This window comes from Ancylobacter sp. (assembly GCF_965249975.1).
In the GTDB taxonomy this organism is placed as follows: domain Bacteria; phylum Pseudomonadota; class Alphaproteobacteria; order Rhizobiales; family Xanthobacteraceae; genus Ancylobacter.
This window is the reverse complement of sequence record NZ_CBDFNE010000003.1, coordinates 691649-707881: the sequence shown is the minus strand read 5'-3', so window position 1 is coordinate 707881 and position 16233 is coordinate 691649. Positions and strand designations below refer to the sequence as shown.

Here is a 16233-nt window from a genome sequence, read left to right as displayed (position 1 = left end):
ACGAATCCAGCACCTTTACTCTGATGGTATCGCAGTTGGTATGGACTTGGCGAACTAAGCTGAAACACCAATAATTACAATACGAACTCAAGCCCATTGACCATCGAGTGGGAGTGACGCGGGACGGCATCCGCGTCGGGCTGAGGTTCGATCTTGTCTGCCGTCTCGCTCAGACTGTTTTCCCAGCCGAGGTCGCCCGCGTAGCGCCATGCCATGCGGCCTTCGTGGTCCAGGGTGAACAGGTGCAGCCAGCGATTGTCGAACAGCGCGCGGACCTCCGGGTGACGCTCCAATATGCCGCCCACCGCCTCACGCGGGGCCTCAATCAGTACGGAAAGGCGCAGGGGTTCGTGCGTCAGCCGTTCGCCATCATGCACGGACTGCCACGGCAACCCCGCCCGCAGCAGGCCGCCATTGCCTTCGACCACGCCAATGCCGCCCGTCACGTTGTGCAGCAGCTTGTTGCCCGCTCCGAAGACCTCGGGCGCGACGGTTGATCCGTAATATTGCAGGCTGATCCAGCTGGCGACGACGACGGGTGCGGTCAGGATCAGCTCCAGCACACCAAAACCGTCGTCGCGCCGCCAGTCATAGTCGTGGAGAAAGGCTCTGCCGGCCAGATCCCGCCCGGCCGTGCGCGACCGTGGCGCGGCGATGAAGGCCTGGCAACCAGCCAGCGCCCATTCGGGGCGCAACTCGGCCCAGTTTCGAGCGCGATGCGGAATGTCCCCGGGGCGCCGCGCGCGGGGCAGGCGCAGCGCCCGTTCGCCCCGCGCGAGCGCCCCGGCAGACGCCAGCCAGCGCTCCGTCCGGTCGATATCCCAGGCATGGGCCGAGGAGGGATGGTCGGCGGAGTAGATGGTTACATCATCCGTGGTCGTGTCGTGCAGGGCGGCGAGGAACAGCGTGTCGTCGGGGATGACGATGCCGCGCTCGGCAAGACCCGCCCGTACCCCCCTGTCATTGAGCAGCGAGGCCAGCAGCCGCGCATTCACCTCGCCCGAATAGCCGCCGCATGCGCCGCAGTTCAGCGCGCTGGCATGGGGATTGTTGACGACGCTGGCGCCGTGGCCGGCGAGGAGAACAAGCCGTGCGAAGCCTGTTGTGAGCGACATCGCCTGAAGCACGCGCATGGCCATCGTCAGCCGGGTGGGAAGGTCGAGCCCCTGCGCCGGGCGCGGCGCGGGGTCGTCTGGCGCGCTATTGCCCTTCAGTCCGAGTCCATCCCGGAGCAGCTTGGCGACATAGATCGAGCCGGTGGCCTCGACGAAAGCAAAGGAGGAAATGGCGGCCAGCTTGAAGCGTCCCCACGCCCGATGGGCGCGGGCGGTGATCCGGGCGGCCAGGTCCGCCTTTGCGACGGCCGGCGTCGCGTCGCCCGCGCAGGTGAAAACGCCCGGAGACAGCAGCACCGGCAGACGCGCCTCGACAGTGTCCGAGGCGAAGCGGCGATGGCCGATGCCCAGCCCGAAGAACCCGGCAAAGCCAAGGGTACGGATTCCGGGATCGAGGCTCTCCAGCGCGCGGCGGAACACTTCCGAGCGCACGTCGATGCAGAACGCCATTTGCAGTGTCGGACGTTCACCTTCTGCGGGAGATGGCGCGCTTCCCGCCAACAGGGTGGCGAGCCGCCTCTGCGCCGCGCGCTCGCTCGCTTCCTGCAACAGGGCGTCGATGATGTCGTCCGGGGAGGCGCAAACCGGCACGGCATAGGCCGCGCGCGTCGCCTGCCACTGCGGCGCGAGCGCAGCGCCGAAATGGCGCAGGAGAGCCACTTCCCAGATCAGGCGGATGGCGAGGAGGTCGGAGACCGACGTGTCGGTGCCGCCGCCCAGTTCCGCCTGCCAGAGCCGATAGCGGGCGAACTGGCTCCAGCCACCGAGCGACGCCAGCAGTCGGTGGAAATAACCTTCCAGCGCCGCCCCTGAGAGGCCAAGGCGGGCGACACAGTCGATGATCGCGTCTTCGGCCTTGGGTGGCGCCTCCGCCACATACCGCGCGAAGCCGGTGAGGCCGGCGATTTCGGGCGTCAGATCGCGCGTCGCGATGACCCGCCACGCGGTGTAGGCGCCGTCTGTCCGCTCCGTGGCCCAGAGGGCCTGTCCCTGATCGAAATGGCCGGCGGCCCAGTGGCTGATGCGCTCATTGACCACGCCCGGCCAGTCGATCGCCGTGACATCGCGCGCCAGATCGGCGACGGTAGGGAGCGCGTGAGGCGCGGGGCGTTCAGATTGGATGGCCTCCTTGAACGCGGCGAAGGTCGCCGGCCCGGCGGCCGCAGGCGCGCTCTGGAAGGCCGCGTGCAGATCGTCCTCGGTCATCTCGCCGGACCGTAGCCGCGCCGCGTACCAGCTCCTTGGCATGGTCAGCGCGATGCCGGCGGCGCGGCGGAGGCGGGCGGCGGCCGTCGCGAGGGGCTCTCTGGTTTGGCCCAGGAAGGGATTGACGGCCACGCTCGCGGCGAGGGGCCAGAGCGGGGGAATGGCGCGCGCCGCCCGGTTAGCCGCTTCGAGGACGGCATTAGGCGACAGCAGCGGCGGATGGATCGGGGTCATCAGCATGGGCTTGTCCTGGAGCTTCTTTCTTCACGACGCCTTGGAGATGGACCAGCCGCCGAGGATGCGATCGAGGATCGCGTTGACATAAAGGCCGTTGGAGAGATGGACGCGCAGGCCGGCGGCGGCGGGATGCGAGGCCCAGAGCGGGAACAGCGCCTGGGCGACGGCCACCAGCCCAAAGCTCAGCACGGCGAGCGCCATCAGCGTCCATTCCAGCCGTCCTGGCGCCGGCGTCGCCGGGAGAAGCCCCCGCGTCAGCCATTCGGCCGCGGTCTGAAGCGTGAAGTACCCGATGGCGGCGGCACCGGCGAAGAGCGCAGTCCTGCGTGTCAGCGGTTGCGGCGCGGCGTCCGCCAGGCCCTGCGCCAGCAAATAGGCGACACCGAAGATCAGGATGGCGCCGAGCGCGAGCGCTTGGGGCGACTTATGCTCGAAGCCGAAGGTGGCGCCGAACGCCGCCCCGATTGCGGCATAGATGCCGAGCGCGATCAGGAAGGCGCGGCCGACCGCGTGCCCGTCGGGGACGGCGACCGGTCCCGGGCGCCGAAGGGCGGCCACCTGTTCGACAGCTCCGCCGGAGGCAAGGAACGCGTGCGCCTTGTAGAGCGAGTGGGCGACGATATGGAGCAGGGCGAGCGGAAACAGCGCCAAGCCGCACTGCAGCATCATGAAGCCCATTTGCGCCACTGTGGACCAGGCGAGCGAGGTCTTCACCGCCGGCTGCGTCAGCATCACGAGCGCGCCGAACAGCGCGGTGAACCCGCCGATCATGGCCAGCACGGCGAGTACGCCGGGCGCGGCGAGCATCACATCGGCGAAACGGATCAGCAGGAAGCCGCCCGCATTGACTACACCGGCATGAAGGAGGGCCGAGACCGGGGTCGGGGCCTCCATCACCTCGGTAAGCCAGCCATGGGTCGGGAACTGCGCCGATTTCAGCAGGGCGGCGAGTGCGAGCAGGGCGGCCGCCGTGACGATGAGCCAGGAGCCGTCGCCGTTGCGCGCCAGCGTGTTGATGGTGGCGATATCGCTCGTGCCGGAATTGATCCATAGGAGCGCGCCGGCGATCAGCAGCGCGGTGGCGCCGATCGCGGAGAAAAGGTGCTTCTTGCGGGCGGCGCGCTGCGCTGCCCGGCGTTCGGGATAAAACAGAAGCAGGCGGTGCAGTGCGGCGCTGGTGGCAATCCATGCCGCAACCAGCTGGACGACATTGCCCGCGAGGACGAGGGACAGGACCGCCGCGAGTGTCGCGCACAGCCAGCCGAGGAACAGGCCCTGCCGTGCCTCGCCATCGAGATAGGTGCGCGCGTATCGCACCACGATCCAGCCGATGAAGGTGACAAGCAGGAGCATGGTCGCGCTGACCGCATCGAGCCGGATCGACAGGCCGATGCCCGCCCATCCGATCAGCCCGCTGTCGCCGGGGCCGCGAAGGATCAGAGCCGCGACTGACGCGAGCGCGATCAGCAGCGCGCCGAGCGCGGCACCCTCCGCGAGGGCTGGCACGAGGGGCGGGCGCCGGCCTTTTCGCACGAACCCGGCGAGGGCGGCGACCAGCAGCAGGAGTGGTGCGGCGAGTGGGAGCAGATACAGCGACAAGGCGGTTCCCCTGCACGAATGGCGGTTGGCGGCCTTGGTTATCGATCGGTGGAATGGAAGAAAAATTCATTGTCGGCGTAAAATCGTTCGCTAATATCGAACGTCATGTCCTCGCTGAACTACAATCATCTGCGCTATTTCTGGGCGGTCGCGCATGACGGCCATCTGACCCGCACTGCCGAGCGGCTGAATCTCACCCAGTCGGCGCTCTCGGTGCAGATCCGCAAACTTGAGGAACGGCTGGGCCATGCGCTGTTCGAGCGTCGCGGGCGGCAGCTGCATCTGACCGAGGCCGGCAAGATCGTCCTCGATCATGCCGACGCGATTTTCGCGACGGGCGATGAACTGCTGGGGACGCTCCGCCAGACGGGAGCGGCGCGGCAGGCGTTGCGGGTCGGTTCGCTCGCCACGCTGTCGCGCAATTTCCAGATGGAGTTCCTGCGCCCGGTGCTTGGCCGCACGGATATCGATCTCGTTTTGCGCTCGGGCAGCGCGGGCGAATTGCTGCGGGCGCTGGAGGCGCTCAATCTCGATGTCGTTCTGCTGAATCAGGCGCCGGCCGGTGATGCCCTCACGCCCTTCGTCACCCATCGTCTGGCGGAGCGTCCGGTCAGCCTGGTCGGGACCCCGGACCGGCTGGGCCATGCCGCGAGCTTCGCGGAGCGGCTTCGGCGCCATCCCATCATCCTGCCGACGGTGGACAGCCCTGTGCGCATCGGCTTCGACGCCTTCGCCGATCGCCTCGGCGTCCGGCCGCAAATCGTGGCGGAAGTCGAGGATATGGCGATGATGCGCCTTCTCGCCCGCGAGGACATTGGACTAGCCGTTCTTCCGCCCATCGTCGTCAAGGACGAGATCGCGGCGGGCGTGCTCGTGGAAGGCGATCAGTTGCCGGGCATCGTGGAGACGTTCCACGCCGTCACCATGGCGCGACGTTTCCCAAATCCCCTGGTCCGGCTTCTGCTCCAGCCAGCGCACATGCCGGCCCCCGCCGAGATCTAGACGATTGCCCGGAAGCTGAGGCCGCTACGGGCGCCGGTGTGCGACCGAACGAAATTCCCCTGCGGGCGGAACCCGCTTGCGTCAGGCGCGTTTAGGCACGTCGAGGTCCCTTCCGGTGGGAGGCAGGGCCCACTCTTGGGTCATGGGGTGTCAAGTGCGGCTGGACGAGAGCGTCGTAAACACCGATCGCGCATTCATTGCCGGCGGTGGTCCCCTTGCGCGACGCATCGCAGCGTTTGACTGGTCCGCAACCCCCATCGGTCCTCTGGAACGCTGGCCTGCCAGCCTTCGCAACACCGTCAGCCTGATGCTTGCCAGCCCGGTGCCGCTCGTCCTGCTGTGGGGCGAGTACGGGGTGATGATCTACAACGATGCCTATTCGGTCTTCGCCGGCGGACGGGACAGCCGGCTGCTGGGCTCGAATGTCCGGGAAGGCTGGCCCGAAGTCGCCGATTTCAACGACAATGTCATGCGCGTCGGGCTAGCGGGTAGCACGCTCTCCTATCGCGACCTTCCGCTGACCCTTCATCGCGACGGTCATCCCGAACAGGTCTGGCTCAACCTCGATTATTCGCCCGTGGCCGGCGACGACGGGGCGCCCGCCGGTGTCATCGCCGTGGTGGTGGAAGTCACCGAGGCCCACCATACGCGGGTGGCGCTGGAGGAGAGTGAGACACGGCTGCGCTTCCTCGACGATCTCGGCCGCGCGGTGGCCGGGTCCCATGATGCGGCCGACATTCTCGCCATCACCACGCGCATGACCGCCGAGCACCTCGGAGTCTCCATCTGCGCCTATGCCGATATGGACGAGGACGAGGACGGCTTCACCATTCGCGGTGATTGGCACGCGCCCGGCTCGCCTTCCATTCTGGGTCGCTACCGTTTGAGCGATTTCGGCAGTCATGTCAGCCATTACCTGCGGGGCGGGCGTCCGCTGATCTTGCGCGACACGAATGTCGAACTGTCCGCGCAGGAAGCGAGCGCCTTCGCCACTCTCGGGATCGCGGCGACGATTTGCATGCCGCTGGTCAAGGATGGTCGCCTGATCGCGCTGATGGCCATCCACGACAAGCGGCCTCATGACTGGTCGGACTATGAGTTGAGCGTGATCCGCGAGGTCACGGAGCGCTCCTGGGCCCATATTCAGCGTGCCGGCGTGGAGGGAGTCCTGCGGGAGCGCGAGGCGCATCACCGGCAGATCCTCGATAGCGCCGTCGATTACGGCATCGTCTCGACCGATCTCGATGGGTTCTGCACGCTTTGGAACCGGGGCGCCGCCGAGATGCTCGGTTGGAGCGAGGCGGAGATGCTCGGCCAGCCCATGGACATCTTCTTCACCTCCGAGGATCGCGCCGCCGGCCGTCCGGCGGCGAAGCGGCGGGAGGCACTGGAGTCCGGCCGGGCGCATGATGCGCGCTGGCACCTGCGCAAGAATGGCGAGCTTTTCTGGGGCCTCAGCGAAATGATGCCGCTGCGCGACGAGAGCGGCCGGCCGATCGGCTTCGTCAAGCTTATCCGCGACCGGACGGCCGAGTATGAGGCGCAGGAGGCGCTGCGCCAGAGCGAGGAGCGGCTGCGCCGCGCCCAGGCGGCGGGCGGCGTCGGCCTGTTCTCCATCGACCTGCGTACCAATCTCATCAGCGCGACGCCCGAATTCTGCCGCCTGTTCGGCTTTGCTCCCGTCCCGGAGATGCCGGCCGAGCGGGTCGAGGCGCTGGTGATCCCCGAAGATGCCGGCATCATCTCCAACGCCGCGAGCCGCGCCGCCGGCGTCGCCCTGCTCGATGTCGAGTACCGCATCCGCCGCCACGACACCGGCGAGGAGCGGATCATGGCGCGCAAGGCCGCCTATGACCGCGACGAGGCGGGCGCGCCGCTGCGGCTGGTCGGCGCCGTGCTCGATGTCACCGAGCGGCGCCGCACCCAGTTGGCGCTGGAAAAGAGCGAGGCGCAGTTCAGCGCGCTGGCGCAGAACATGCCCAACCAGGTCTGGACGGCGCGGGCCGATGGCGGGCTCGACTGGTTCAACGACCAGATCTACGCCTATTCGGGGACGGAGCGCGGCAGCCTTGACGGCGATGGCTGGATGCAGCTGGTGCATGCCGACGACCTGCCGGGCGCCCGCGAGCGGTGGGTCCAGGCGCTAGCCTCGGGCGACACCTATGAGGCCGAGTTCCGCCTGCGCGCCGCCGATGGCGGCTATCGCTGGCATCTGGCCCGCGCCGTGCCGCTCATCGATGCGCGCGGCGCCATCACCGCCTGGGTCGGCACCAATACAGACATCGAGGCGCAGAAGCGGGCGGAGGAGGCTTTTGCCCAGGATCGTGACCGGCTCTGGCGTATCAGCCAGGACCTGATGCTCGTCTGCGATTTCGAGGGCGTCATCACGGCCGTCAACCCTTCGGCCGAGCGGCTTCTGGGATGGGACGAGGCGGAGATGGTCGGGCGCAAGATTGCCGAGTTCCTGCATCCCGAGGACCTGGAAGCAAACACGCGCGAACTGCAGAAGTGCTCGGACGGCCGGACCACGGTGGCCTTTGAGAACCGCTATCGCACCAAGGCGGACGAGTATCGCCTCCTCGCGTGGAGCGCGGTACCCGGCAATGGCCGTATCCATGCCGTGGGGCGCGATATCACCGAACAGCGATCGGTGGAGGAAGCGCTGCGGCAGAGCCAGAAGATGGAGGCGGTGGGCCAGCTCACCGGCGGCATCGCGCATGATTTCAACAATCTGCTGCAAGGCATTACCGGCAGCCTCGACATTCTCGGCAACCGCATCGCGCAGGGGCGCACGGATGATCTCGCGCGCTGGGTGGGCGGGGCGAAGACCTGCGCCGACCGCGCGGCCTCGCTTACCCACCGGCTGCTCGCCTTCTCGCGCCGCCAGCCGCTCGACCCGCGCCCGGTGCGGGCCAACCCGCTCATCGCTTCGCTGGAGGACATGCTACGGCGCACATTGGGCGAGCGCGTCGAATTGGAGCTGGTGCTGGGCGGCAGTCTGTGGCTGACACGCTGCGACCCCAATCAGCTGGAGAGCGCCATTCTCAACCTCGCCATCAATGCGCGCGATGCGATGCCGGAAGGCGGCAAGCTGACCATCGAGACCTGCAACGCCCATCTCGACAGCCACTTCGCCGCCCGCCAGCGCGAGGTCAAACCCGGCCAGTATGTCTGCATCTGTGTCACCGACACCGGCACCGGCATGAGCCGGGAAACCATTGCCCGCGCCTTCGAGCCCTTTTTCACCACCAAGCCGATCGGGCAGGGGACTGGCCTCGGCCTTTCCATGGTCTACGGTTTCACACGCCAGTCCGAAGGCTATGCCCGCATTTACTCCGAACTGGGGCAGGGCACGACGATCAAGCTCTATCTGCCGCGCTATCGTGGGGAGGAGGAGATCGAGGAAGGCGGAAGCAGCCTCAGCGAAGCCCCGGGTTCGGAGGATGGCGAGGTCGTGCTGGTGGTGGAGGACGAGCCTGTCGTGCGAGGCCTCATTGTCGAAGTGCTGGGCGAGCTTGGCTATCGCGCCATAGAGGCGGGGGACGGGCCCAAGGGCCTGGAAATCCTTCAGTCCCGCCAACGCATCGACCTCCTCATCACCGATGTGGGCCTGCCCGGCCTCAACGGGCGGCAGGTCGCCGATGGCGGGCGAGTCTCCCGGCCACACCTCAAGGTACTGTTCATGACCGGCTATGCCGAAAACGCGGCGCTGGCATCCGGCTTCCTCGAGCCGGGCATGGCGATGATCACCAAGCCTTTCGCCATGGACGTGCTGGCAACCCGCATTCGCGAGATTATCGAGAAATAGCCGCACGTTGAGCCGAGCGAGGCTGTGGAGCGCGAGGCGCCCCCACGGGTCGATATGTTGCGCAGCATAAGCGCAGCGAAGGTACTCGACATGCGTTTCCTGCTCACGCCCACGCGACACCCCTTGTTTTTGTGCAGTGCAGCAACGATCTCGACGGAGGGGCGTTAGCCTTTCGCCGTCCAGATACTGGGCGCCGCAACCAGGAGACTTCCCTTGCGGACAATGTCGGAAACAATGGCCCAGTTCGCCGCCTTCGGCGCGCGCCAGGGCTCGCTTTACACGCCGGGCTCGTCGCCCAGCCAGCTCGAATCTCTCGCCGATTTTGGCTCCAATCCCGGTCGGCTGCGGGCGCATGGCTACTGCCCGGCGGGGCTTCCGAAGAACGCGCCGCTCGTCGTCGTTTTGCACGGCTGCAAACAGAATGCGGGCGATTATGACCATCGCTCCGGCTGGTCTGAACTCGCCGATCGGGCGGGATTCGCGCTGCTCTATCCCGAGCAGAGCCCCGGCAATAATCCCAATCTGTGCTTCAACTGGTTCCGCCCCGGCGATACGCGGCGCGATTCCGGCGAGGCGCTGTCCATCCGCCAGATGATCGACGCGATGATCGCGGCCCACGGCCTCGATCGCGACCGCGTTTTCGTCACCGGCCTTTCCGCCGGTGGGGCGATGGCGAATGTGATGCTGGCGACCTACCCGGAAGTCTTCGCCGGCGGCGCGATCATCGCCGGCCTCGCCTATGGCTGTGCGTCGAGCGTGCCGGAAGCCTTCGACTGCATGCGTGGGCAGGCGCCGGCGTCGGACGAGGAACTGTGGGCGCGCCTGCGGCAGGCCTCGCGCCATGCCGGGTCGTGGCCGCGGGTGGCGATCTGGCAGGGTATGGCCGATCACACCGTGGCGCCGTCCAATGCCGAGGACATCGCCGCGCAATGGCGCACGGCGCATCGGCTCGATGACGCGCCGTCGCAGGAGGAAATCTCCGGAGGCCGGGTGCGGCGCATCTGGAGCAACCGGGCCGGGGAAGCGGTGATCGAGTTGAACACCGTCGCCGCCATGGGCCACGGCACGCCGCTGGCAAGCGATCTTGGCGCGCCGGGGCCTTACATGCTCGATGTCGGTATCTCCTCGACGCGGGAAATCGCCGTTTTCTGGGGTATCGCGGACGATGCGGCCGGAGCCGGTTCGGTCCACAACGTCCCGTCCAAGTCGGTTGCCCCGCAACCTGCCCCCCGGAGCGGCCCGGCCGCGAAAAGGCCGTTGGCCGCGCCGCCTCCGCGTAAGTCTGTGGCCACCGCGAAGGCTGATCCCGCCTCGCCCTCGAGCCCGGCGGCCGTTTCCCGCATCAAGGGAGTCATCGAGCAGGCGTTGCGGGCTGCGGGTTTGATGAAATAGCGCTGGTGCACCCGGCGCCTCATGAAAGGCGCCGCCTTGTTGCGGCGCCGGGTTCGTGCTTGTGATCCCTAGGGCGCCGCCGCGCGCCACGATCACAAGGGTTGGGGAAACGCATGATCATTGAGATTGCCGAACTACGGATCAAGCCGGGCGAGGAAGCCGCCTTCGAGGCGGGGGTGGCCAAGGCCGTGCCGCTGTTCCTGCGCGCCAAGGGCTGTCACGGCGTCGCCCTGCACCAGGTGATCGAGACGCCGAATGTCTACCGGCTCGTCGTGCGCTGGGAGACGCTCGACAACCATATGGTGGATTTCCGCAACTCGGAGGATTTCCAGCTGTGGCGCGGCCTCGTCGGGCCCACTTTCGAGGCGCCGCCGACGGTGACGCATGAGCGCATCGTCGATCTCGGGCCGGCCATCTGAGATATTGCCCGGCGACCGGGCGCGTTCGAACGGGCAGCCCGATCTACCGGGCTGCCCATAGACTGACTACACCAGGCTGACCTTGCCCGTCGCAAGATCATACACGCCGCCGACGACCTTCAGCTTCCCGTTCGCGACGTATTCGGTGATGATCGGCGTCGCCTCGGACAGTTCCTTCACATTATAGCGCACATTTTCCACGATCGCCGCGTTGAGCGGGTCTTGCGGGTTGGATTTCAGCGCGGTCTGGACGGCGGGCTTGATGCTGTCGATGAGCTCGTTGAGATGCCCCGGCAGGCTGATGTTCTCTTTCACCACCTTGATCGCCGCGTCGACGGCTCCGCAGTTGGTGTGGCCGAGCACCATGATGAGCGGCACTCCTAGAAACTTCACGCCATATTCCAGACTGGCGAGGCCGTCGTCATTGACGAAGTTGCCCGCGACGCGGACGACGAACAATTCGCCCGGTCCCTGGTCGAAGGCGAGTTCCGGAGCAACGCGAGAATCGGCGCAGCTCACCAACCCGGCGAAGGGGTATTGAGCCTTGGCCCGGGCGGCGCGTCCCGCCGAGAAGTCGCGGTTGTTGAGAGCGTTCGAGGTGTAGCGGCCATTGCCTTCCATCAGCCGCTTCAGCGCCTCGTCGGGACTGATGGCGTTCGGCAGCGCTTCCTGCGCGAAGGCGCCGACCGGCAGCGCCAGACCCCCGAGGAAGGCCGCCGAGGCGAACCCCAGACCGGCGGCGAGCGTCATGCGGCGCGATGGGACAAAGGTGTGATCGTTGCACATGGGCGGTTCTCCCGGGGGCGTGTCTTGGTGGTGGCGACGGCGTGCAGCTGCCAACGAAGGCGCCCGGCTCAGGCTACCTCCGCTCTCAGGTCGGTTCCAAGTATTTCTAAGTCGATCGGGCCGACCAGCCCAAACTTTGCAGGTATCACTTGTGGCGCGGCGTACGCTCGAGCAGGGAACACGCGGCCCCACTGGCCGGCCAGCGGGACTTCCCGCCGAACTTTCCGCGCGCGCGGACGAATTGCTGCGCCATCCCGGCCTGCCGCTCGCCTTGGCTGAGTACTGCGCCGGGATGGCGGCGGGCCCGCCGGTGCGCTGGCCCTATTACAAAATGTTCGATCAGCTGGGGCGCTATCTCGTCTGCTACATGCTGATCCATAATTACTACCAGTGGCGCCACCGCGCCGGGCCGCCGCCGACGCTTTCCTCCCTGCAGAAGGTGGCGGGGGTGAGCCCGCGCCAGACCGCCGGCTTCGTTGCGGCGCTCAGGGCCGGACGGCTGGTCACGGTGGAGGCCGACCCCGCCGACCGCCGTGTCACCTTGCTGCGCCCCTCTCCGCTGGTGATCGCCGAAATCGGTCGCTCGCTGCGCCTGTTCGTCGAGGCGCTCGACCGGCTCGATCCGCCCTGCGAGCCCGCGCGACCGCGCAGCGCCGCGCTCCTCGGCGATGCCGACGCCCTCGGCGATCTCATCGCCCGTTCGGCCGCCTATGTGCTTGCCCATGGCACGCTGCTTCACCCTTTCCCCCGCGTGCTGTCCTTTGCTCAGCGCGATTGCGGCTACCTGCTGCTGACCGTCGTGATCGGCAACCATTACGCGCAGAGTGTCCACGGCGCCGCCCCGAATGTGCCGCTGCGGCGGCGCGATCTCGCCGACCGGCTTCAGGTGTCGACCGCCCATATTGGCAGCCTCCTCGCCGATGCGGAGGCAAAAGGCTGGTTCCGCGTAGGCTCTGACGGGCGTCTCGCCGCTCTCGATCCGGCGTTTCTCGCCGAATTCGAGCGCTGGTCCGTCTGGCAGATGGCGCATTTCGAGTGGCTGGGCCATACGGAGGCCGCTCAGGGCCTGCAACTGGAAGTATCATAGCGCCATCATTTGATGGTATCCTGTAGCTTGTCGTGGCAGGCTCGGTACCGGCGAATTCACGAGGTGGCGTCATGAAGCTTCTCTCCCCTCCATGGCAGGGCGCGCTTTTGCTTTGCGCCGCTCTTGGACTGGCGGGCCATGCCAAGGCGCAGACGCCGGTGGCAGGCGATCCTGCCGTTGTCATGACGCAGCAGGGCGCGGTGCGCGGCGTCGTCGCGGAGGGTTTAAGGGCGTTCAAGGGCATTCCCTACGCGCTGCCGCCGACCGGCGAGCGCCGTTTCGCCCCGCCGGAGCCAGCGGCGCCCTGGAGCGGCGTGCGCGACGCCACCCGCTATGGCAGCGCCTGCCCGCAGCTGGAACGCTACGGCATCCCGGAATCGAGCGATGATGAGGACTGCCTGTTCGTCAACGTCACCGCCCCCAACCGCCCGGGAGACGCCGCCGCCGCGCCTCGCCCGGTGCTGGTATGGATCCATGGCGGGGCGTTTGTCGGCGGCTCCAGCGGCCTCTACCCGCTGGATGCGCTAGCGAAGGACGGCGATCTCGTCGTCGTGTCGTTCAATTACCGGCTGGGCGCGTTCGGCTTTGTCGCCCATCCCTCCTTTCCCGCCGATTACAATGGCGGCTATGGCCTGCTGGACCAGCGCGCGGCGCTCGCCTGGGTCAAGCGCAACATCGCGGCCTTCGGCGGTGATCCCGGCAATGTGACGGTGGCGGGCGAATCGGCGGGCGCGGGTTCCGTCTGCATGCACCTGCTGGCGCCGGAAGAGACCACGGGCCTGTTTGAGCGCGCCATCGTGGTGAGCGCCGGTTGTGCCAGCTGGCTGCCGAGCGTTGCCGAGGGCGAGAAGGTTGGCCTGGCGATGGCCGCCAAGGTCGGCTGCGGCGATCCCGCGAGCGCGGTGGCCTGCCTGCGGGCAAAGCCGGTGGACGAACTGTTGAAGGCGGCGGCCGACATTGCCGGCGCCAATATCCTCACCTTCACGCCGCTGATCGGTGCCAAGACTGTGCCGCTGCCGGGCGCCGAGGCGTTTCCGGCCGGCAAGTTCGTCAAGGTGCCCGTCATGAATGGGGGCACAAGGGATGAGCAGCGGCTCTATGTCGGCTATGCCGCCCTTGAAGGCGAGGTGGTCACGGCGGCGAGTTATCCCGACGAGATCCGCAAGGTCTATGGCGACAAGGCTGAGGCGGTGCTGGAAAAATACCCGCCGACCTACGCCTCTTCGCCACCGGCGACACTCGGCTCGGTGTGGTCGGATTTCCGCCGGGATGTCGGGATCAACAACTGCGCCTATCTGGAAGCGGCCAAGCTGATGGGCGCGTTCGTGCCAGTCTATGAATTCGTCTTTGGGGATTCGGACGCGCCGCCAGTGACCCCATCCGATCCCGGTTTTGAGATGGGGGCTGTGCATTCGTCCGAGCTGCCCTATTTCTTCCCGCATTTCGACAACACGATGAAACGTGCCGGACCAGATCTGAAGCCGGCGTCGCAGCAGCTCGCGGCGATCATGACCGCCTATTGGTCGAGCTTCGCCCTCACCGGCACGCCTTCCGCACCGGGGGCGCCCGGATGGAAGCCCTTCCAGACCGATGACGACGTGATGAATCTGGAGCCGGGCAAGCTGGGGCTTTTCAATGCCTCGACAGCGCATAACTGCGCCTTTTGGAAGTCGCTTTATCCCGCCGATCTCACCCGGTGAAGCGGCTCCCGCGACGAAATGCGCCGGGCGTTTCGCCGTTGGCGGACTGGACCTTTCGCCCTCTAGGATCATTCTAAAGGTAGCGCTAACATCCGCGCCCGTCGCAAGCGCCTCACATAAGGGCGCCATTCAATGATCACCGCCTGGAAGGACGCCATGAATCGCTTCGTCACCACTGCCGCCCTGCTCGTTCTTGGTACCACCGCCGCGCTGGCCCAAAGCCCCGCTGGCGATGCCGAAAAGGGCGCCAACGTCTTCAAGAAGTGCATGGCCTGCCACGCCGTCGGCGAAGGCGCCAAGAACAAGGTCGGCCCGGAACTGAACGGCATCATTGGCCGCAAGATGGGCTCCATCGAAGGCTTCGCCTATTCCGACACGCTGAAGGAGCACAATGCCAAGGGCGATGTGTGGACGGCGGAAGTGCTGAGCGCCTATCTGGAAAACCCGAAGGGCTACATGCCGGGTGTGAAGATGGTGTTCGCCGGCCTGCCGAAGGAAAGCGACCGCCTGAACCTCGAGGCCTATCTCGGCCAGTTCAACGCCGACGGCACCAAGAAGTAGTCGGCGTGCCTCCTGAGGGAGGCATTGCGAGAGGTGCGGCGATGGCGAAGCTGCCGCGACTGCATAGGCGTGACCTGCTCACCCTCGGTGCGGCCCTGGCACTCGGGGGCGGGCGGTCCGCTTGGGGGCAGGCCGAGCCGGCGAGTGCCGGCCATCCTGTCGCCCTCGAAACCGTGGCGCCTGGGGTGCACGTGTTCCGCGCGCCCTATGAACTGGTCGCTCCGTCCAATGACGGGGCGATCGCCAATATGACGCTGATCGTCGGCGATGATGCCGCCGCTGTGATCGACACCGGCAATAGTTATCGTGCCGGGGCGCTGATGCGCGACGCCATGCGCGCGGTGACGGACAAGCCGCTGCGCTACGTCATCAATACCCACATGCACCCCGACCACACGCTGGGTAATGCCGCCTTCGCGGAGGCCGGCGTTCGCTTCGTCGCGCACCACAAGATGCCGCGCGCGCTTTCGCTGCGCGCCGAGACCTATCTCGCCCAGGTCGAGCGCCTGCTTGGCCCCGCAGGGGAGGGGACGCGGATCGTGCTGCCGGACCTGCTGGTCGAAGACCGCCTGACGCTCGATCTCGGCGGACGGCCCTTGGAACTGCGCGCGCATCCCACGGCGCATACCGACAACGACCTCACCATCTTCGATTCGACGACCGGCACGTGGGTCATGGGCGATCTGCTGTTTGTTGGCCACATCCCGACCCTCGATGGCAGCCTTAACGGCTGGCTCACCCTGCTGGACCAACTGGCGGGGGCTTCGGTTGCCCGCGCGGTTCCCGGCCACGGCCCCGCCAGCGTCGCCTGGCCACAGGGCGCGGAGGCGGAGCGGCGCTACCTCACCGCGCTGCGTCGCGACATTCGCCAGCTTCTCGACGCCGGCCAGCCGATGAGCGAGGCGCCCGCGCACGCAGTTGTGTCCGAGCGCGAGGACTGGGCGCTTTTTGCCGAGTTCAACGCGCGTAACGCCATAGCGGCCTATCACGAGCTCGAATGGGAATAGTGTGCTGCGTTGCAGCAGGCGTTCGGAGGTAAAACTGCCCGGAAAACAGTGCTCGCACGTGGTATTTTGTATATCTTTTCGCTCTTGCAGCAAAAATATAATAAGAGCGATTTCTCATAAGAGTTCTTATTGCCAGTCCGAGGGATTCGGATTAGCGTAACCTCGTCTTCGGCTTCAACGGCAATCGGGAAGAAGTTCCCGGGTCCGGTTCGTAGGCCAGCTTAGGGCGGAAGCCCCCGTGAGATCCGGCTGTTTCTCCCTCCAGCCGGTCGTGACACGCTGTCGAAGACAAAAAGGTCAGACGGCAAACAAGC

The 16233-nt window shown here is 66.8% G+C and carries 11 protein-coding genes; 8 read left to right on the top strand and 3 right to left on the bottom strand.

The annotated features are described in order from the left end of the window. Positions 1 to 74 precede the first annotated feature (74 nt). Positions 75 to 2561, bottom strand: a complete 2487-nt coding sequence (locus tag ACP2AH_RS03535) for a YbcC family protein (RefSeq protein ID WP_425104518.1) — start codon at positions 2559 to 2561, stop codon at positions 75 to 77. Between the two features lie 24 nt (positions 2562 to 2585). Further along, positions 2586 to 4157 carry a proton-conducting transporter membrane subunit gene (locus ACP2AH_RS03530; RefSeq protein ID WP_425104517.1) on the bottom strand — a complete coding sequence of 524 codons (1572 nt, stop codon included), beginning with the start codon at positions 4155 to 4157 and terminating at the stop codon, positions 2586 to 2588. 105 nt (positions 4158 to 4262) lie between these two features. Between ACP2AH_RS03530 and ACP2AH_RS03525 the strand changes: the two genes are divergently transcribed. The 4 genes from ACP2AH_RS03525 (at position 4263) to ACP2AH_RS03510 (ending at position 10778) form a co-directional block, all read left to right on the top strand. Next, complete coding sequence (locus ACP2AH_RS03525; protein ID WP_425104516.1) at positions 4263 to 5159, top strand: LysR family transcriptional regulator; 897 nt, start codon at positions 4263 to 4265, stop codon at positions 5157 to 5159. Between the two features lie 142 nt (positions 5160 to 5301). Beyond that, complete coding sequence (locus ACP2AH_RS03520) at positions 5302 to 8967, top strand: PAS domain S-box protein (RefSeq protein ID WP_425104515.1); 3666 nt, start codon at positions 5302 to 5304, stop codon at positions 8965 to 8967. Between the two features lie 213 nt (positions 8968 to 9180). Next, entirely contained in the window at positions 9181 to 10359 is a 1179-nt protein-coding gene (locus ACP2AH_RS03515; protein WP_425104514.1) for a PHB depolymerase family esterase, read from the top strand. Between the two features lie 113 nt (positions 10360 to 10472). After that, a complete protein-coding gene (locus ACP2AH_RS03510) occupies positions 10473 to 10778 on the top strand; it encodes an antibiotic biosynthesis monooxygenase family protein (RefSeq protein ID WP_425104513.1) in 306 nt (101 codons plus the stop codon). 66 nt (positions 10779 to 10844) lie between these two features. Here ACP2AH_RS03510 and ACP2AH_RS03505 read toward each other — a convergent pair whose 3' ends face one another. Next, complete coding sequence (locus tag ACP2AH_RS03505) at positions 10845 to 11564, bottom strand: carbonic anhydrase (protein ID WP_425104512.1); 720 nt, start codon at positions 11562 to 11564, stop codon at positions 10845 to 10847. A gap of 151 nt (positions 11565 to 11715) precedes the next feature. Here ACP2AH_RS03505 and ACP2AH_RS03500 point away from each other — a divergent pair, with 151 nt between their 5' ends. The 4 genes from ACP2AH_RS03500 (at position 11716) to ACP2AH_RS03485 (ending at position 15919) form a co-directional block, all read left to right on the top strand. Continuing rightward, positions 11716 to 12651: a hypothetical protein gene (locus tag ACP2AH_RS03500; protein WP_425104511.1), complete on the top strand. Its 936-nt coding sequence runs from the start codon at positions 11716 to 11718 to the stop codon at positions 12649 to 12651. 71 nt (positions 12652 to 12722) lie between these two features. After that, positions 12723 to 14351, top strand: a complete 1629-nt coding sequence (locus ACP2AH_RS03495; RefSeq protein ID WP_425104510.1) for a carboxylesterase/lipase family protein — start codon at positions 12723 to 12725, stop codon at positions 14349 to 14351. 132 nt (positions 14352 to 14483) lie between these two features. Then, positions 14484 to 14912, top strand: a complete 429-nt coding sequence (locus tag ACP2AH_RS03490) for a c-type cytochrome (RefSeq protein ID WP_425104509.1) — start codon at positions 14484 to 14486, stop codon at positions 14910 to 14912. Positions 14913 to 14953: 41 nt separating this feature from the next. Continuing rightward, positions 14954 to 15919, top strand: coding sequence for a quinoprotein relay system zinc metallohydrolase 2 (locus ACP2AH_RS03485; RefSeq protein WP_425104508.1), 966 nt, complete (start codon positions 14954 to 14956; stop codon positions 15917 to 15919). Positions 15920 to 16233 lie beyond the last annotated feature (314 nt).